Source organism: Empedobacter brevis NBRC 14943 = ATCC 43319, assembly GCF_000382425.1.
In the GTDB taxonomy this organism is placed as follows: Bacteria; Bacteroidota; Bacteroidia; order Flavobacteriales; family Weeksellaceae; genus Empedobacter; species Empedobacter brevis.
Genome location: NZ_KB908292.1, coordinates 309,266 through 327,127, shown reverse-complemented (window position 1 = coordinate 327,127; position 17,862 = coordinate 309,266). Strand labels below are relative to the sequence as shown.

18 protein-coding genes are annotated in these 17,862 nt (G+C 35.6%); all 18 read right to left on the bottom strand.

Annotated elements, in window-relative coordinates:
* Positions 1 to 24 precede the first annotated feature (24 nt).
* The gene (locus tag H277_RS20375) at positions 25 to 1,992 is read right to left on the bottom strand and encodes a hypothetical protein (protein ID WP_185093386.1); all 1,968 of its coding nucleotides are present in this window, start codon (positions 1,990 to 1,992) and stop codon (positions 25 to 27) included.
* A gap of 210 nt (positions 1,993 to 2,202) precedes the next feature.
* Positions 2,203 to 2,919, bottom strand: a complete 717-nt coding sequence (locus tag H277_RS0104810; RefSeq protein WP_019974449.1) for a hypothetical protein — start codon at positions 2,917 to 2,919, stop codon at positions 2,203 to 2,205.
* On the bottom strand, positions 2,909 to 3,748 hold the full coding sequence (locus H277_RS0104805; RefSeq protein ID WP_244874879.1) for a M23 family metallopeptidase: 840 nt from the start codon (positions 3,746 to 3,748) through the stop codon (positions 2,909 to 2,911). Before H277_RS0104805 ends, H277_RS0104810 begins: the two co-directional genes overlap by 11 nt.
* A 2-nt stretch (positions 3,749 to 3,750) precedes the next feature.
* Positions 3,751 to 5,736, bottom strand: a complete 1,986-nt coding sequence (locus H277_RS0104800) for a type IV secretion system DNA-binding domain-containing protein (RefSeq protein ID WP_019974447.1) — start codon at positions 5,734 to 5,736, stop codon at positions 3,751 to 3,753.
* Between the two features lie 35 nt (positions 5,737 to 5,771).
* Positions 5,772 to 6,638 (bottom strand): DUF4138 domain-containing protein, encoded by an 867-nt coding sequence (locus H277_RS0104795; protein WP_019974446.1) that lies wholly within the window; start codon positions 6,636 to 6,638, stop codon positions 5,772 to 5,774.
* A 4-nt stretch (positions 6,639 to 6,642) separates the two neighbouring features.
* Entirely contained in the window at positions 6,643 to 7,839 is a 1,197-nt protein-coding gene (gene traM / locus H277_RS0104790) for a conjugative transposon protein TraM (RefSeq protein ID WP_019974445.1), read from the bottom strand.
* On the bottom strand, positions 7,836 to 8,225 hold the full coding sequence (locus H277_RS18625) for a hypothetical protein (RefSeq protein WP_019974444.1): 390 nt from the start codon (positions 8,223 to 8,225) through the stop codon (positions 7,836 to 7,838). Before H277_RS18625 ends, traM begins: the two co-directional genes overlap by 4 nt.
* A gap of 2 nt (positions 8,226 to 8,227) precedes the next feature.
* A complete protein-coding gene (traK, locus tag H277_RS0104780) occupies positions 8,228 to 8,842 on the bottom strand; it encodes a conjugative transposon protein TraK (RefSeq protein WP_019974443.1) in 615 nt (204 codons plus the stop codon).
* Positions 8,843 to 8,875: 33 nt separating this feature from the next.
* The gene (locus tag H277_RS0104775; RefSeq protein ID WP_019974442.1) at positions 8,876 to 10,135 is read right to left on the bottom strand and encodes a TraJ family protein; all 1,260 of its coding nucleotides are present in this window, start codon (positions 10,133 to 10,135) and stop codon (positions 8,876 to 8,878) included.
* Complete coding sequence (locus H277_RS0104770; RefSeq protein WP_244874878.1) at positions 10,136 to 10,846, bottom strand: hypothetical protein; 711 nt, start codon at positions 10,844 to 10,846, stop codon at positions 10,136 to 10,138. It abuts the gene before it with no gap.
* A 124-nt stretch (positions 10,847 to 10,970) separates the two neighbouring features.
* Entirely contained in the window at positions 10,971 to 11,636 is a 666-nt protein-coding gene (locus H277_RS0104765; RefSeq protein ID WP_019974440.1) for a hypothetical protein, read from the bottom strand.
* A gap of 2 nt (positions 11,637 to 11,638) precedes the next feature.
* The gene (locus tag H277_RS0104760) at positions 11,639 to 12,355 is read right to left on the bottom strand and encodes a hypothetical protein (protein ID WP_244874877.1); all 717 of its coding nucleotides are present in this window, start codon (positions 12,353 to 12,355) and stop codon (positions 11,639 to 11,641) included.
* Positions 12,356 to 12,365: 10 nt separating this feature from the next.
* Positions 12,366 to 13,019 (bottom strand): hypothetical protein, encoded by a 654-nt coding sequence (locus H277_RS0104755; RefSeq protein ID WP_019974438.1) that lies wholly within the window; start codon positions 13,017 to 13,019, stop codon positions 12,366 to 12,368.
* Positions 13,006 to 16,071: a TraG family conjugative transposon ATPase gene (locus H277_RS0104750; protein WP_019974437.1), complete on the bottom strand. Its 3,066-nt coding sequence runs from the start codon at positions 16,069 to 16,071 to the stop codon at positions 13,006 to 13,008. The genes H277_RS0104755 and H277_RS0104750 overlap by 14 nt, the downstream gene beginning before the upstream one ends.
* The gene (locus H277_RS0104745; RefSeq protein WP_019974436.1) at positions 16,046 to 16,360 is read right to left on the bottom strand and encodes a DUF4133 domain-containing protein; all 315 of its coding nucleotides are present in this window, start codon (positions 16,358 to 16,360) and stop codon (positions 16,046 to 16,048) included. The genes H277_RS0104750 and H277_RS0104745 overlap by 26 nt, the downstream gene beginning before the upstream one ends.
* Before the next feature lies 1 nt (position 16,361).
* Positions 16,362 to 16,682: a DUF4134 domain-containing protein gene (locus H277_RS0104740; protein WP_019974435.1), complete on the bottom strand. Its 321-nt coding sequence runs from the start codon at positions 16,680 to 16,682 to the stop codon at positions 16,362 to 16,364.
* Positions 16,683 to 16,728: 46 nt separating this feature from the next.
* Positions 16,729 to 17,181, bottom strand: a complete 453-nt coding sequence (locus H277_RS0104735) for a hypothetical protein (protein ID WP_019974434.1) — start codon at positions 17,179 to 17,181, stop codon at positions 16,729 to 16,731.
* Positions 17,182 to 17,214: 33 nt separating this feature from the next.
* The gene (locus tag H277_RS0104730) at positions 17,215 to 17,862 is read right to left on the bottom strand and encodes a ParA family protein (RefSeq protein WP_026357411.1); all 648 of its coding nucleotides are present in this window, start codon (positions 17,860 to 17,862) and stop codon (positions 17,215 to 17,217) included.

Here is a 17,862-nt window from a genome sequence, read left to right as displayed (position 1 = left end):
TTTTGAGATAATGTCGATTAAAAATTAGCGTTTCATACTTTGTTCTTTCACATTGTTTTTTTCATGTTTATTGTCTTGATCGAGGCCTTCCAAAGGTTTATTGGTATTGATACGGTTCATGGAATTATCATACAGCGAAAGGTTTTTGTATTGCGGATTCAAAACGGCTTTCCCTTCCATTATTTGATCTGCGTGATTAAATTTTACTTTGACTGCATTTCCTTTTTCCAAAGATTTAACGGTATCGGCTTTATATTCCGGTTTATCGAAAATCAAGTTGGATTTTTCTACAATTTCTGCGGCATCTACTCCATAATTTTTGTAGAACGTCTGGAAGTTGTAGTTGCCGTATTGATTTTTTTCTTCGTTAAAATTCAGTTTGACAAAAGCGGGTTCTCTCTCATTGGTTTTCGGATTGTCGAATTCGATTTTAACGCTTCGTCCTTCTAAAAGGTTGATCGCTTCTTTTGCCGTGAAAGAATCCTCTCTTGAAATCCTAAAGTTCTGGGCAACGGATTCTCCTTTTTCATTGGTTAAGTTTGCATCGTAAGAATTCAGAAAAACGCCACCTTTTTCCGTTTTACTGTAATTCAACGTAAAATCAACTTTGTTTCCCGGTAAGGTTTTGTCGGATGTGGTTTTGATGTCAAATTGTTGTTTCTTCGATTTAATTCCATTTTCCAGGTCTTTGTGAAGTTTCTCATCTTCTCCGAAACCAAGGTACTTCATCTGGTCTTTTAAATACTGTACCTGGTTAAAATCTTGTGTTGTCATACTATTGAGGTTTTTATTGTTACTATTTTTTATTTGTTCTTCTAAATCATTTATTTCGTGTTCTATTTGTTTTGCTGTAGAAAAATTGTCCGCTAATAATTCATAATCACGTTCTCTGTGTAAAGCCTGTATTTTTTCAGAAATTTGTTTTAGAGCATCATTTACAGGATTTTGGTGAACAACTTCAATTCCCTTTGAATTTTCTTCTTTTAAATCATTTAGTATTTTAATAAAATGGTCAACATGAACTTTATTTGGTTCAGCTTGTTGTGTGTAAGTGCTTTCTTTTACCAGATTTTCTACTTCTTTAATTCTATCAGGAGGATAATTATTACGAATTAAATCCTGTTTTAGATTAGAGTATTTTTTATGTTCAACAGTAGATGAGCTATCTGCAAAAAAATTGTTAAAAGATTCTATATTTACTTTTGAAAATTGCTCCATAACTTTGAAATCATTGTCAGAGGAGCTGAACGGTCTACATCTGTTTTTAAGTTTATCACTTGTTTCTTTTTGAAGTTTTTCTATTATTTCCCGGTCTTTATTTTTTTTCAGCAAATCTTCTCTCTCGTAATCTATCACATTTTCTAATTGAAAACCTGAAGAAGTGGCTTCCATTTCTTCGTCATAGCGAAAGGAAAAATTTGTTGGGTGTTGTGAATGATTGATCATGCTTTCCTCCCAAATAAGCGACGTAATTTCAAAACCTGATTTTTTAGCTTCTGCTTCATATTTTCGGTAATGATAGGCTTGTTTTTCGTCAATTTGTGTAGTGGTCAATCCTTTACTTAATTCCGTTGGTGTTGTAAATTCTTTTGCCCACAGATCAGACAGGTATTTCTGTTTTGATGCTTCATTGTCAAAAGTAGCTTCAGTAAATTTTATATTGTTTTGAACAATCATCATCTTCTTACTTCCTAATTGTTGTTCATCTATGAAGTGTACCATTTCAGATGCTTTATTAAAATGGCGTGTAACTGCCAGTAAATCTTGTTTCAGATCAACTTGTATTTTCACACTAAAATTTGAATCCTCTATAAGTTCTCCCTCCCTACTCCGATATATGTGAAGAAACTTTTTCTCTTTCTCTGTAAATTGTTTCTCGTCATCTCGAAAAAAATGTTTGGGAGATGTGTTTTCCATTGCTTTTACAAAATCTTTGTAAGCTTTTGTTCTTATTGTAACGTACTTATCAAACAAGGATAGTTTATTTTCCATCTTTACCCATTCATTATTTATCAAAATGTATCCTGCTAATTTGCTGATTAAAAACAATAAACAAAAGAAAATCAACTTGTTGAACACTAAAAACTACCAAATGAGGCTAAAAACTACTCTAAGAACAAATAGTATAAAAAAAGACTGCTGCAAATGAATGCAACAGTCAAAGTTTGGTTTAGATGTCATTTAAAATGACCCTTTCCACAATTATCTTCCTCTTGCTTTGCGTTTATGTATTTCTTCTTCCTCTTCTTGTTCTTCTCTCATTCTGTTTGCATCTTCATATAAATCTTTATCGTTCACATTCAAATAAATTTCAGTATTATCTGCTTTAGATAATTGCTTTTCGTCAGCTGCAATACTGTTTACGGTATTGATTTCGTTCGAAACAATATTCATGTCATTGATTATGTCTTTTGCTATTTCCGGATACTGATCTATCTTATCTTGCAAGAAACTTTGCAGTTTTTGCAATTCGTTCTTATAGCGGTTTATTTCCGTTATATCTTTTGTATCGGCAATGATTGCCGTTAGTTCAGTCTTATTTCTAATTAAATCGAATTCGACAGTTTTTTCACTTTCTTTATCATAGATAAAAGCCGTTTTTGACCAACTGAGTTGCGCTGAATTTCCATCATTGTTTACATTGTATCTTGAAAAAGTATCGGTATATTGGGTTTTATTTTTACTGTTTTCAAGAATCTCAGAAATCGTTTTATCCCGTTCCAAAAAGTGAACTTTCAGTCTGGTATTGTTTTCTACCAATTGAAAAGTAGCTCTGTTTTTGTCATTGTCCGCAACGATCGTATAGCCTTGCAGAAATTTTTGAATATCGTTTTCATTCAATTTTTTAGAGAATGATAAGTCTTCGTTGATGATTCCGAATTTTTTCAGATCATCAGTCGGTAAATGTTCATTTTGCATAATAAGTTGCGATTAAATTGTTTACTTTGATTAGGTCATTTAAAAAATGAGATGGGTTAATTCGTTGTCCAAATTCTTTTACTGCAAAATGCAGATGCGGTCCCGTAGAATTTCCGGTATTGCCACTCTTAGCAATGATGAATCCTGCATTTACACGTTCTCCGACACGATAATAAATTTCAGAAAGATGTAGATAAGCGGTTTCAAATCGGTTAAAATGATTGATTTTGATATAATTGCCACCTCCTTTATTATCCCAGCTCGCTTCGGTGATAATTCCGTCCATTACAGCATATACATTTTCGTAATGGGCTGCCAAATCAATTCCGTTATGAAATTTCGATATCCCGGAAATCGGATGTATTCTCATTCCATAAGGAGATGTAACTGCTATTTTTCGATTCAATGGCATGACTATTTTAGGAAAATAATCTTCCGGTTCTTCTACAAAATCATATTTTGAGACAGTAGTTTTTCTTTTTTGAATGTTAACTTTTTCCGGTTGTGATTGCCAAATCAAGGAATCCTTCAAATTTTGGTCATTCCTTTTTTGATGATGGGAAGAATTAAATTCTTTTATCCAGGTTTTCAAAGAATCGATTTCATTTCTTAGATCAGATTTGGTGGTAATTCCGAGTATTTTTTTAAGCGATTTCTTTTCCTTATTTTCTTCTTGGATTTCAGTTTTTTTATCCTTTTTCAGCTTTTCGGAAATCTTCGTTTCCGACTTTTTCGGTATCATCGGTTTAAGCGTATTAAACTGCCCGAAAACCAATGAAGTTGAAAAGAAAATTCCCAAAATCATTAATTTATACATGTATTTTTTCATCATTACGCTCTTATAAGTTCGTTTACAATTAGTTCGACTTCTTTATTTATTTTTCTGAAATTGGTCATTAAAACATCTTCTTTACGACTGTTTCCTGCTTTATCCACAAAAGAATAGTAGGAGGGCATTTTAGGATAACTGTTTTCTTCTTTTTTAATCGCATTCATATTGAGATTGATTTTCCCACTTATTGCTGATGTTTTATACTCTTGTGTAACTTCTTCACCCTGCGCAATCATTCCGACCATTTCACCGGTTTTTAAGGCTGCAATTTTTCCGGCAGGAATCATATTATCCATTTTTTCATTAATGCTTGTTGTAGTTCCCTGCTGTGATATGGATTGGGAATATGTTTTTTGCTTTATTTTCCCAAAAAGTTTCTCCAACCAGTCCAACGTATTCTTATCCCTCGCTGAACCGGAAATGATATTTCCGACAATAGCAGAAATGGTGTCTGCAACTTCTTTTTTGTAAAACTGTCGAAGTTGTGGTATTTCCTGAAGTCCCAACAAAACAGCCACTCTGTTGCTTCTTGCCGTAGCTACTACATTGTCAATTTTATGAATGTAAATCGTTGGAAACTCATCGGCGATAATTCCTCCGGGTAAATTTTTCTTAGAGTTTATCAAACGTAATGTTCTGTTTAAAACGGCGGAATACAAGGCGGAATTAATATCCTGTGTACCCGGGTCAGAAGCCAGAATAATAATGGACGGATTATCTCTATCTGTAATTTTTAATTCTACTTCATCACCTGAAAACACCCAGAAACTTTCTTTGGTTGCTAATCGTGAAAGAAAAATTTTAAGCGTTCCTATCTGTCCTTCCAATTGATCAAATGCCTTGTTATCATAAGCCGTTTTGAAAGGTGAAAGAAGCGAATACAATTCTTCATGATGAAAAAGCGTATCGAAAATTTCTTTATAACTACGGTTCATAAAGGAAAGAATATGAGGTAAATCCGAATATTTTCCATTTTCGTGCGTAGCAAAGAAATAAATACAAGACGAAAGAAAATTAATAGCAGATTGTGTAAAGAACTGATCTGAACCACCTCCGGCGCTTGCACCACCTTTTTGAAGGGATGAAACCATTGCTTCCGCCATTTCTTGCGCTTCTGCTAAGGTTTTTACATAGTCTTTTTTGAACGGATTGACTCTTTTTGATTTTTCGACTTCATTCAGATTAACCACATGAAAGCTGTAATGATAACCCGAATCTTTGCTTTTTTTCAATAAATAATGATAATAGGCAATCTGTGCCAAGTCAGGAAATTTAAAGTCGTAGATACATAGACAGAAGCCTTTCGCAATCATTTGACGGATGGCCGGATTAATGATGCCAAAAGATTTACCGGAACCTGGTGTTCCAATGACCATTGTTCCGCGAAACGGATTAATGTTCATCCAACCTTTATTATTTTTTCCATTGTACCGAAACAGGTACGGAATATTGATGCTTGTATCTGTATCGATCAGCTCTTTATTTTGGTCGAAACTTTCTTCTTCTACATTCCAACGGTCTTTTCCCATTTTCTGACGCATGTATTTCGAGATAGAATCTGCTCCCATCTGAAGAATAACCGCTCCTAAAAAGGATAAAACAGTATAAATGACCTGATAGAGATTCATCCCCGGAAATAGTTTAGGAAGCTCGGTATTTCCGGCTTCGCCCTGCCAAATCAGTGATGAAAAAATCATGACCAATCCTAAGACCATTGGCAGCACAATCTCAATCCCAACATGTAAGTCTTTCTTTTTCTTTGCTTTTGTACCCACTGAAACTAAACCAATCAAAATGAGTGTCGCAAACTTGGCATTGATTGGTGGTGAAATAAAACTCAGTTTAGAAAAATTCTTTAAAAGATTGGACACAACCGGAATATCAGCATTGAGATAAAAAAGCGATGCACAATCCAATGCGACAACAGCATACACTACTTTTTGCAGGAATCCGTAAATTTTAATCTGATGTTGTTGTTCTTGCATTTTCTTTGATTAAAAATTGACGTAAGCACGGTCTATTAAAATGTATCTGCTTTAAGAATATCAGAATAGTTGATTTTCATTTCAATGGTTCTTCCTGAAAGCTGTTCTTCAATCAGGCGGATCATCATCACTTTAGAATTTGGATAAGTGAATTTTTTGAACACATAAATATTTCGGAAATTCTTTCTAAAATGTTTTTGCTGATTCAGTCGAAAAATCGGCATCATTTCAACGCTTTGATTGTTTGTTGCTTTGTGGATTTTTTTATCTTCTATGGAAAACTTTAAATCTTCCATATCATAGCTTAAATTGGTGTTATTCTGAAAAGTCATATCCAAAAAGATATAATCACTCATCACGTATACATTGTTGAGTCTTACATTTAATTTTAGATTTTTTTCTTCTCTAATCGGATTTTTATCTGATTTATTCTGAATAATGTTCCATGCAAATTTTCTCAGTTCCAGATGAGAAAAAGTCATTTTATCAAACTCAATAGGTTGCATATCTTCGGGCTGAATATGAATATTGGTAACCGTATTCACATCTTTAGGATTTCTGTAGACCGCCTTGTATTGCGCAATAAAAGACTGACCTACTACGGTAATAATTCCGATATTTTCTCCAATAAAAAAAGGAGCTGATTGTTTGGTCTTTTCCTTTTCTTCTTCCGAATGATCTGTAATTTTAATTCTACCGATCGTGGAAGCCGGTAAATCTCCCGTTAGTTTTTCTGTTGATAAATCCACATATTGAATGGGTTCAGGTGAAATAATATGCAGGTTGATTCCTTTGGTAATTTCTATTTCCGGTAAATCCGAAATAACTTGTTCTTTCGTTGCCGTTTGTGCCGTTAAAAAGTTGGCTGTAAACAGAAACAGCGTATAGATCATCGTTCTCATTTTCTTATTTATTTTGTTGGTTTTGTGAATTTTTTAGTTGTTTTTCATCAATCAGAAAGACATACGAATTGTATTTCAGTTTGGCTTTGTTCGTTTTAATCAGATTGGCAATGGATTTTGAGGTCGATGTAAATAATTTAGCGCCAAGACTGGTAAAAAATCCTTCTCCGCCCATATCCATTTGGGTTCCCTGAACGGAATTACTCCCCATTTCCCGAAGCATATCCCTAAAGACACTCTCAGGAACATACAATCCTTTCATACCGTCAATGTCATAAATCGAAAGATTAACAGGATAAATCTCTCCTCTAGTAAATACGGATACAATCGTAAGATTGACCCTTTGCATTGAAAATCCGGAGATTAGCCCATATAATATAGTGCCTTTTTCTATTTTCCGGTTTCCCACAAAAATGTCTTCCAGTAATCGAAATCGGATTCTGCTTCCCAAAAAACCTTTGTTGTCTTCATCAATCACAGCTTTTATAAAACTGTTTTCCTTTTCTTTGTAGAAAGCATTGAATCCGTTATTTATCCCGGATTTGCTGACATTGAATGTAGAATTAAGAAATGCATCCATTTTTTCTTTATTGGCTTTTAATTTCTGTTCTACTAAAAGTTCTTTTTGATACTCGGGATCTCTTGCTTTTTCCAACGAATCCATGACCAGCATTTGTTGTTTCAAATAGTTGACAGGGTCATTCTGATTGTTTGCTTTCGGTTGTTCTGCTACGTCATGATCTTCCGTTTTTCCGTAAGATTTATCATTGAGCATTCTGATAATATCCGAAGATCGTTTGTAATCGTCGTCTTGCTGATTTTTAGGATTATAATACGATGACGGATTTACTTTTGCCTGATAAGTTTGTTGCCTTCCCCTGACATCTTTTAACGAATCGATCTTCCTTTTTTGGTCTAATGAAAGCTGATCCTCATAGCTTAACAAGCTGTCCTCTTCTTTATTCAGCCCTTCCAGCATGGTTCTGTTGTCGTCTTTTTTAAAAAACGCATCATAGGCATCATCTTTTGTCATAATGGAATCTTTGGATTCGCCTAAAGAAATGGAAAGCTCCTTGGTTTTATCTTTTTCTGAAGTATCCTCTTTTGCAAACTGAGTACCTACATACACAAAAAGGAGCAAAAATGGCAGCGCCAGAAGAGGCAAAATGTATTTTTTTTGTTTGAAATCAATTTTTTTCATTCTTTTTGATTTTTAGATAAATTGCTTCCGGTGCTACCGGCATTTTTTAATTTTTGATAGTGGTTAAACAAATATTCAATTCTCAGACTGTCTTCTCTTTGTAAAGCATTCTGATCTCTTTTTACTTTCAGGGTTTTAAGCTCATTGACTATTTTTTCCATTTCCTTTTCATTCTTTACAATTGTGTTTTGACTTGTATTGCTTTTGGAATACAGCATTGGGGGCTTTATTTTAAATGCGGCTTCAGAGGGAAAGAAAATTCCCTGTATCATGGAGATGACGAATGAGACCGATAAAAAAAGCATGGAATAGGTAAAAAACTTTTTGGGATTTGTAACAGCCCAATCCAGCCATTTTCTTCCGGTTTGTTTGAAAAAAGCATTCATTTTTAATACGAATTTTTGGTTTGATTTGAGATTTCTTCGTTATTAAGGATTCGCCAGCTTTTGAGAAGTACACCATGCGGATTATGAGGACTTCGGATAATGTCTTCAAAAAATCCTTCAGTAATCAATTTTCGGGTAATGACAGACGATTTTCTTGTTATCATTTGTTTTCCAAAAAAAGAGAATTTCTGTTGTTCCATATTGACTGCTATCGAATCGGTATGGATGCTAACCATTGAACTCGAGGCAACAATCTGATTGTAAAACCCTTTTTCCCGTAAGTTGGTATATTCTTTTTTTCCACTGTCGTCTATGAGATACAATGATTTTTGAATATTTTCTTTAATATAGGCGTCATCCGGAGCTAATGTGAAAAACAAACGATGAAATAATTCAATCTGCGCTTTGTATTCCACTGGCCTGTTTAGTAAAACATCGGTTTGTTTGGCTAAAACCGGAACGCCATTGTCCAAAATATAAATGGATTTTCGGGAATCCTGGATCATTTTATACGCAAAGACAAAACCACTGATGACGATAAAAACAGCAAATACAATGGCTGATAATGAAACAACTTTATTGATTTTAATTCGTTGTTCTATGTTTCTGATAAGCATTTTTTAGGGATTAATTGTTAGGACTACGTTTTATTATTTTCCATTTTTCATTGCGTTCTGAACTCTTCCGAAAGCGGAACTTAGCTCAGCAGCTTTTGAAGCTGTCTTAGCTGCTACAACTGTGGAAGCACCTCCTGTTTTAGCTGCCAATACGGCTGTTTTGGCACCGCTTACCATTTTTCCTGCTGCACTTTTCATCTTGGTCATTGCACCGGCACCGCCTGCTGTTACGATAGTATCGGCTATGGTCGGGGTCATTAAGACACCTATTCCCGTTACGATATAGGCAACGCACGTAAAAAGCTGGTTATAAATCATTCCGGAATTACTTACATACACCAGCAAAGCATCTAAATTGGAGATCGTTCCATTTGTTAACAGGGTGTCGTACCGCTCAATTTCCATCATATAACCGGAAGCGATGAGTTGCTGTCCGATATTGATAATGGTGTACGCAACAAAAGTGTACAGATTGATGTTGATAAACTTGGATACCCAGCTGTATAACGAGTTTTCAAATCCCGGAACAAGAGACATTCCAACAGCAATAGGGCCAAGAATAATGAGTATATACGCCCAGATCTTTTGGATGAAGAAAATAAGATACACGCAAACCCGAAGAATGGATAGGCAGACAAACTCAATGAGTTCGGCTACCAGTTTCTGCATCTGAAACTGCATTCTAATCTGCCATTCTTTAATGGGCTGAATTAATTTGTCCAATCCTTCGCTGATATCAAACCACGAATCATCGGCATCTTTGCCCGTATTGTTAATAACGTCTTGCTTGGCATCTTCTTCTGCTTTTAGTTTGATCACGGCATCCAGCAACTGCTGTTGTTTTTTAAATCGTTGAACACGCAAATCATTCACTTCGGATTCAATGTCGCTGAAAATGGCAATTCCGGGCTCGGCAATAGCTTCAAAAGGAGCTTGTATCAAATTGACAAATCCACTCCAATACACCAGTGTAAATCCTATCAGGATAGGTTTCAGCATAGGCGTTATTTCCCATTCACGGTCTCCGGCTGCCATTTGCCAGCCCATATATCCGAGATACATTAAAGCTCCCAGACCACCAATGGCTCTTCCGACAAGTGCAGATCCTACTGCTTCATCCTGTACTTTGTTGTCTAGTTTTGTAAAGACCTCCATAAACCATTTCTCGAAAGCTCCGTCTCCCTTCAAAAACTGAAGCAGATTGTTATAATCAGCATCAGTTTGAGCAAAGCCGATTACCGGTAATAAAATTGCCAGAATGCAGCAAAATAGCGTGAGTTTTTTATTTATCATCTAATATCGGTGTTTGTAGTGTTGCATTTTGTTATGTATAATCTCTTTATCCGTTTGAGGTGTAAATCCCTGTGGTATGGTGGTAGAAGAATGGTTTTTTAAAAGCATTTTGTAATCTAAAAGAAGTGTCGTCTTATTGCTATACCTTTTTAATTCCTGTTCAAATTTTCGCCACCTGATAAGGGTTTCATGATACATGACGAAACGTTTTCCTCTGGGCATATCCATAGATCGGGACATCTCGTATTTTTCTTTTATTAAATCCAGTTCTTCCTGAAGCCTTTTTAAAGTGCCTGTGGTTTTAAGTATTTCGTAAATTACTTGGCCTTTCAACCGCCATTGGATAAAATTCTGTGGTGCATCGGGAAACTCTGTAATGGGTTTTAACATCCGTTTGTAATACAAGAGCCAAAGGGGGTCTGCGTCAACCGTAGTAGAAGTCCAGTGGGCAAAATCCTGAACACTTCTTTTATAAATAGTGTCGGATGCTGCCTTGATTTTCTTTGCTTCTTCTTCCTGGAATTTAAGCTCAGCAAACCGTTGGTTTTGTATTCCCGTTGGTTTTAAAGGTCTTATATCATCTCCTTTTTTATAATCCCTGTTAATCTTCGGTGCCCACATTCCCCAAACTGTAGCGTAGGCAACATTTCTCTGAATGCCTAAAAAATACTTAGGATAAGGCCGCCAATCTCCCCATCTTTCAAAGGTCATTCTCTTATGCTGGGCGACAATAGCAGGGTCATTTAATCGTTTTACACTTACCTGTCCGTACATTGAAACTGTAAGGAGCAATAACGGTAAGAGACTTATTTTTTTGAATAGCTTTTCCATAATATTAATTGAATAGGTATTTATATTTTTGAATAATGTTTCCTACAATGGCTTTGTCTACATTGATATAGTTTCTTAGTACAGGAACCTGATACAGGTAAGGGATTTTCTTGGCATTTTCCAATCGCAAAATGATATAGAGAATATTTCCGTTGATATTTCTGACACGCGTAAAAATCTTTTCAATCAGCATTTCCCTGTCCATCGCATCCATCAAAAAATCTTTGTTTTCGTTTAAAATATCCTGTGATATTTCCTGCTGAAGCTTTGTTACCTGCCTACCGATTGCTGCGTAATATTTTGAAACCAATACGGCATGCTGCGGATGCTGTGCCGATAATTTTCGCATTTTATTAGAGTTCGTTACTATTTTCCCCAGATACTCATAGAGATAGATCAGCTTTTTACTCTGTGTAAGGGCTGAATTAACATTTTTCAACTGCTGGTAGATGTACTCCTGAATAGCAATTACCTGGGCTGTTTTATTTTTGATGTTATTATACAGCTCATTTTGTTTTTCGTAGGAATTCAGAAATAGCTGTTCACTTGTCAATCGTACCGCATGATCCTTTGTTATTTGAGTTAATAGTTTGTCATTGATCACGATTTGCTGACTATAGAGAGAGATTCCTAAGAGTGCAAATAACCCAATAGTTAATTTTTTCTTCATGCCTAAAAAGATTTAATGTTTTTCATAATGTTTTCAACTACTTGTTTATCACGGTTGACGTAAAATTGGAATGCCCTTTTATTGCGTAAAACCTTGGCTTTAATGTCTCTTATTTTTAAAAGCATATGGGTAGAATTCCTGCTTAATGTTTTGACTTCGCTTAGTGCATAATCCAGTAAAATTTTACGTTCTGATTTTTCCATTTGGTTGATTGCTCCGTAAGACAAAACAATTCCGGTTATCAGGCGTGTTACCATTTGTAGCTCATCGACAAACTGCACCTGGGAAGGCAATACAGAAATGATGGAATAAGGTGCTGTGCCGATCTCGTTCATGATTGCTGTCTGGTTATTCTTTATTTTCGTTATTTCCCTATTTATCGCAATTCCGGTAGGTATTGCCTGAATAGCAAATGAAACAATCCGCAATCGGTCCTGAATTTTCGTAACCTTTTCTTTAAAACCTTTCCACTCTGATTGGTTTGCTGTTTCCACAGTTGCGTTTAGGGTTTGTTTTTGCCTCATTTCCTTTTGCCTGTCGTGTTCTTTCATCGCTGCATTGATTTGAATATTCATCATCGGAAAAGAAACGTTTTCTTTTTGCCACGGTGGTGTAGATCCACCTCCCATAGAAGTCAACACGACAAATAGTACAGGAATCAGTAAACTCAGAAAAATGCTACTTCTGATAAATCGGTGAAGTTTGATTTTCACTTTCATCGTATGATTTTTAAAAGTTTCGTTTGTATCGGTGCATGATATCCTCTACAATAGCTTTATCGGTATTGATGTATCCTGCAAACGGATTGATGGAATTCCAGAATCCCAACCGATTGGCTTTTTCCAGTCTTAATTTTATCGCCAGAAGCCAAAGCTTCAGGTTTTTTACATTTCCGGAAATGTTATGAAGTATTTTATACCGATCTCCTGCCGTAGCAAGATTAAGCTCTCCTGAAGCCAAAATATCTGATACATCGGTTACGATTTTTATACTCTGCTCATATGTTTTTTGTGAAGCTTTCGTTCCAAAAATGGCATACTGGGGATGCTTTGATGCTAACTTAACAACCTCATAAGAATACGTGTAACATTTATTAAGTTCGGAATTGATTTCCTTTAACTGAATCCCGTTCTGTAAGGTTCCCGAAACTTCTTTCAACCCTTTCAGTAGTTTATTCTGAATGTCATTGGCTGCAACCATTTGAGTGCCTACCCATGTTTGGGCATCTTTCAATTTAGAGGTTTCTTCTACGACATCATTCTGCTTGGCTTTCAGGTTTTCCGAATATAGGATCATCGCCGCTGTTACAGTCGGGTCGATGTAAGTGTTTTGAGCAAAGCCTAAACTTCCAATTCCTAAAAATAAAATGCTAAACTTTTTCATATTCTTTTTGATTAATTAATTCAGAAAAACTGATATTTTGGTCTTCCAATTCCTGTGAAATGATTTTGAAAATATTTTCCCCTTTATAGGTATTCTTCATCATCTTGTAATACGAAATAATTTTTTTGTCTAAAGGCTTCTGGTACAGATTAACTAAAGACACCAGGTTTTCAAGGCTGTCTCCGAAACTTTTCAAATCATCTACCATTCTAACCAAGGCTTCATCATAGTTGCCATATTTTTGCACATAGTATTCAACTGCGGATTTTTCAGGTTTTTCTGTCGTGTAGGTCAAGTACTGCTCAAGGGCAACTTCGTTTCCATAGACTTCTCCTTTAGAACCTCGCTTGAGATAAAATTCTTTAAATCGGCTTCGTCCGGATTTATTGTTCAGATTGTTAATGGTGAAAATCTTATTTTGCTCCACTTTATTCAATGAAAGTAAAGCCGCAATACGGTCAAAATTATCTTTGAATTTGGTCTGGTCAAGTAAAATGAAGGTATCGGAATTGTTGATGATACTGTCTTTTACCACGGCATTTCCGATAATATCGTCTAATTCTTGTGTGACCACAACTGCCTCTCCCCAGAATTTTCGAACCGTTTTATACAAGTAAAGAATATAACCACCCATTAATTTACTCGCTATCGCTTTCCACGCTTCTTCAATGATAAGGGCTTTTCGGCGGTCTTTTCTCAATCGCATTTTCTGGATAAATGTATCCATAATGATCAGCGTTACAATCGGAAACAATTTTGGATTATCCTTTACATTATCGATTTCAAACACGATGAACGATTCATCAAACAGTGTATTATCGGCTGATTCATTCAAAGTGGTTCCGTATCGTCCTCCTTTGTAAAAATCTTTCAGTACAAACAAAAAAGTTCTCAGATTAAATTCTTTTTCTGTGATCGTATGCTTTTTATTATTCAGATAAAGTGGAAGGAATTTATCACAATAATCATAGAATCCATTGAAAGAAAGTTCTTTTGATTCTAATTTTTCTTCAAGTTCCTTGATTTTTTTGATAATGGCTTTTCTGAATGATTCATTCCACTCTTCAGCTGTTTCAGGTCTTTTAATAATTTCATCGGATGTAATGAGAGCTAACCGGGTTTCATTGTAGATTTTTCTTCGGTTTTCATCATTCAGTATTTCGTAGGCTTCAAAAACCTTATAAAATTTCTCGCTGTCATAATCGGGATTATGAAGGTTTTTATCGGGATGATAACGTTTCAAAAGTTTTCTTCCGGCTTCTTTAATTTCTTGTGCATCTGCATCAAAAGCGATTCCCAAAATATCGTAATAGCTATTTTGCTTGTTTACTTCATTCTCAAATTCTTCATAAATATCTTCTTCATAAATGTTGTATTTATTCAAATAAAGAATCAGATCTTCCGAACTCTTATTCTCATACCACTGCGTTCCTTTGTTGAAATACTGGTGATAATATGACATCAATACATTATCCAGGATGGATTTCTGTGCAGCAGATACAGATGCGTCGGGACCTTGCCAGATCAAAAAAATCAAATTGGTTAAAAATTCGATTTTTTCAATATTGAATTCTTTCTTGTCCATCAGAAATGGATTCATCGTAATGGGTTTTTCCTCTGTATATTGAATATATCTTCCGCCTTTGTATTTACAGGTTCCCGAATAAGAATCTCCGGTATCAACAATCACCACGTCATAATTGTAGGTCAAATATTGTTCGATGATATTATTCATCAGGAAAGATTTTCCACTACCTGAAGGACCGAGAACAAACTTATTTCTGTTGTTGATTCTTCCTGTTTTCATCGGTAAATCTGCCGGGTCTATTTTTAGAGGAACACCTTGTCGGTCTGTAAACCTTAAATAAAAGTTCGATTCTTCATTCACGGGGTAACACTCTTTAAAAAAAAAACACAAGGCTGCTTCGCTTGTTGTCATAAATAAATCGTATTCCCTAAGTTCCGTCGCATTGCCCGGAATTGCAGCACGAAAAAGCTCCAATTGATTGTAGGCATTTTGCGAAACTTTGATACCTTTGGTGAAAAGCTTATTCTCAATCATTGACTGGATATTTTCCATTTTTTCCAGTGTTTCTGCTGAAAACAGAATAGAAAAATGAGCATTGACAACGAGTTGTCCATCAATGGCGATATGATGTAAAAGCGTCCCAATCTCTTCTGCGATAATGGCATTGGATGGTGAATTATTGGCTGCTCCTTCATGCTTTTTCTTTTTTTTGTCGAGTTCCCTTTGCTGCTGTGCCTGTGGTGGAATGGTAATAACCTGATTGTAAATAATCGTTTCGTAATCTTCCAACTCATTGATGAACGTAAAATTATCGACTGCTGTTTCTGCTGCTGCTCCGTTACCTCCCAAGATAGAATAAGGTTCAATCTCAGAGGGTAGATCAATATTTTCAACATCAACGTAGGAAATATTTTTAACGTATCGGTTTCCGATTCGCAAATACTCATTTGTACTTTTAATATTATCAAAAGATGGTGTATTTGTAAATTGCATTGACAATGCCCCGGAAATATAGTATTCAAAGTCTTTTTCAAATAAGAATTCCGGCTCACAATCGCTCTGCTTTAGAAGCATAAATACTTTTTGGCATTTGTCCCGAAGTTCTTTGTAACTTTTATCAGAAAAGTCGTACTGTTTGTTTTTCTTTTTCAGCTTGTCATCTATAATATCTGTGAAGAGAAGTACCGTTTCAATTGTTTTAAAAAGTCGCCCATCAAAATGTTCTGAATATTTTTGCTGTAAAAATTGATTGAATGGTTCAGCTGTGTATTTCTTTTTTGAAAACAGGTCGAGCTTTTGAACAATTCGTCCTTCTCCGATAATGGCTACGACCTGATTGAGAACTGTATGAAAATGGAGATAATTATCGGGGTCTGCCGAGTACTGTTCTACACTATTCTTGATACTGATACCGATAACCGGATTTCCATATTGTCCAAAAAGAACATCAAAATCCCATCCCATATCTTTGCCATAATCGTAGCCGATAAAAGGAATATCAAATGCTTGCTTTTTTGTTTTCATTTCGTTTTAATCGTGTTTTGTTGCTTATCCTTTTGGGAAAAATTAAAATCTGATTGAAGTTTTTGGTTTTGTCATACAATCCGTATTTGTCCTGCCTTTTAAAAATGAGATAAACACACCCTGCGGTTACACCAAGTCCAAGCAAAGAACCTAACAATCCGAATTTGGATAAGATAAGGGAGCTTACGACACCACCTGCGATAATACCCACAGCATAAAAAATGTACTTTCCTTTCAATCCGAAAAATACAAGAGGCTTTTTCAGCCCCTTGTAGAGATAAAACCCCATATTAGGCAAAGAATGCAGTGACAAATTCCGGAACTACAAGCAAAAAGATCATGGCTCCTCCATAACCAAGAATTTCCTTGTTCACATCCTGATCTCCGTTGGTCCATTTGTTATAAACCCGCAGGCCACCGATAAATCCGACCAATCCGCCAACTGCTTTCAGAATCAGCTTAATGGGGTCCCAATAGTCCCTGATGTCACTTGCTGCATTGGAGATTGCGGTTGCTCCGCCCTGGGCAAACATCGGAACCGTTGCCAACAGTACTAAAGCAAGGGTTAGAGCCTTTTTTGTTGTCACGTTTTTTTTGAAATTCTTTTTCATCGTAATAAAAAATTAAAATTTAGGTTAAATAAGAGTTGAATTTGATTTACATTGTTGAATGATACACCTTGTGCCCGTCGATATTGGAAACCAGCTGAACCATAGTTTCTGAAAGGTTAAGGATTTGATGCCATCCGTTATCTTTGTTTTTCGATTCTTCTTTTGTTCTTTCAGGCTCGTTTTCCAAAACGTCATCCAAATCCTGTTCGGACTCAAAACGCTGTCTTAATTCATCCAGACTCAGTCTTTCTTCATGCTCCGGGGAAAGTTTCGGGATGATTTCTTTTTGAGTGAACGATTGCGGCAGATTGAGGTTCTCGACATCTTCAATTCCTACAGCTTCCGGTTCTTCTTTATCTAAAGCATAATCAGAAAAAGAAAAGACTTCTGATTCTTCCCGGTTTACAGCAGTTTCTTTTTTAAGAAAAAGATCGTAGATAATGTTTCCGGCATAATAAATAACATAAGCTGTTATAAGTAGAAGTGAATATTTGATCATTGTTTTAGATTTTTTTAGGTTCTCAATTCTTTTCTAAATAGTGGTTTGAAGTGCTTCGTTAATGTGTGCTATGATTTCATTAAAAGGATTCTTTACAGCATATTTCTGTTCATAGGTTAATTTTCTGGTATCAATGGTTTGCAGGCAGTTTCTTTTGAAGACAGGGCTTTCAATCAGAATTCCGTATTTCGAAATCTCAACATCCATTTCCTTTTGATTGAGGTATTTATATCCCTTATCGTATTTAGAGCGGATGAAAATGCGTTCTGCTTCGCTTTCCAGCATTCCGAGAACATTTTTGAAAACCAGTGTGGACTTTACCGATACATCGGAATATTCGAAAGGAATGATAATCACATCACTGTAAATCAACAGGTCGCTGTATTTTTCATCAAGTGTTCCGGCTAAATCAAAGACATTTATATCTCTGCTTTCCTTTAAACCAATCAGCTGCTCTAAATCTGAAAAAGGGTTCTCTCCATCTCCTGCTACTTTGACTTCATAGCGTTTCGGCAATTCGGAAAGTTCATCTTCTTTCCATTTATTATAGAAGGACTTCTGATAGTCAAAGTCAAAAACATTGATTTTTCTGTCGGATAGTGCCGAAATATAATTGGCAAAAGCAATAGCCAGCGTGGTTTTGCCTGCTCCTCCTTTTTGTGTGGCGAATGTGATAATCAT

Coding starts and splice junctions, on each gene's coding strand:
- H277_RS0104795 (WP_019974446.1), bottom strand. CDS start 6,638: ATGAGAACGATGATCTATACGCTGTTTCTGTTTACAGCCAACTTTTTA.
- H277_RS20375 (WP_185093386.1), bottom strand. CDS start 1,992: ATGGAAAATAAACTATCCTTGTTTGATAAGTACGTTACAATAAGAACA.
- H277_RS0104765 (WP_019974440.1), bottom strand. CDS start 11,636: ATGAAGAAAAAATTAACTATTGGGTTATTTGCACTCTTAGGAATCTCT.
- H277_RS0104805 (WP_244874879.1), bottom strand. CDS start 3,748: ATGAAAAAATACATGTATAAATTAATGATTTTGGGAATTTTCTTTTCA.
- H277_RS0104810 (WP_019974449.1), bottom strand. CDS start 2,919: ATGCAAAATGAACATTTACCGACTGATGATCTGAAAAAATTCGGAATC.
- H277_RS0104730 (WP_026357411.1), bottom strand. CDS start 17,862: ATGATTATCACATTCGCCACACAAAAAGGAGGAGCAGGCAAAACCACG.
- H277_RS0104760 (WP_244874877.1), bottom strand. CDS start 12,355: ATGAAAGTGAAAATCAAACTTCACCGATTTATCAGAAGTAGCATTTTT.
- H277_RS0104770 (WP_244874878.1), bottom strand. CDS start 10,846: ATGACCTTTGAAAGATGGGGAGATTGGCGGCCTTATCCTAAGTATTTT.
- H277_RS0104800 (WP_019974447.1), bottom strand. CDS start 5,736: ATGCAAGAACAACAACATCAGATTAAAATTTACGGATTCCTGCAAAAA.
- traM (WP_019974445.1), bottom strand. CDS start 7,839: ATGAAAAAAATTGATTTCAAACAAAAAAAATACATTTTGCCTCTTCTG.
- traK (WP_019974443.1), bottom strand. CDS start 8,842: ATGCTTATCAGAAACATAGAACAACGAATTAAAATCAATAAAGTTGTT.
- H277_RS0104745 (WP_019974436.1), bottom strand. CDS start 16,360: ATGGGGTTTTATCTCTACAAGGGGCTGAAAAAGCCTCTTGTATTTTTC.
- H277_RS0104735 (WP_019974434.1), bottom strand. CDS start 17,181: ATGATCAAATATTCACTTCTACTTATAACAGCTTATGTTATTTATTAT.
- H277_RS0104775 (WP_019974442.1), bottom strand. CDS start 10,135: ATGATAAATAAAAAACTCACGCTATTTTGCTGCATTCTGGCAATTTTA.
- H277_RS0104740 (WP_019974435.1), bottom strand. CDS start 16,682: ATGAAAAAGAATTTCAAAAAAAACGTGACAACAAAAAAGGCTCTAACC.
- H277_RS18625 (WP_019974444.1), bottom strand. CDS start 8,225: ATGAATGCTTTTTTCAAACAAACCGGAAGAAAATGGCTGGATTGGGCT.
- H277_RS0104750 (WP_019974437.1), bottom strand. CDS start 16,071: ATGAAAACAAAAAAGCAAGCATTTGATATTCCTTTTATCGGCTACGAT.
- H277_RS0104755 (WP_019974438.1), bottom strand. CDS start 13,019: ATGAAAAAGTTTAGCATTTTATTTTTAGGAATTGGAAGTTTAGGCTTT.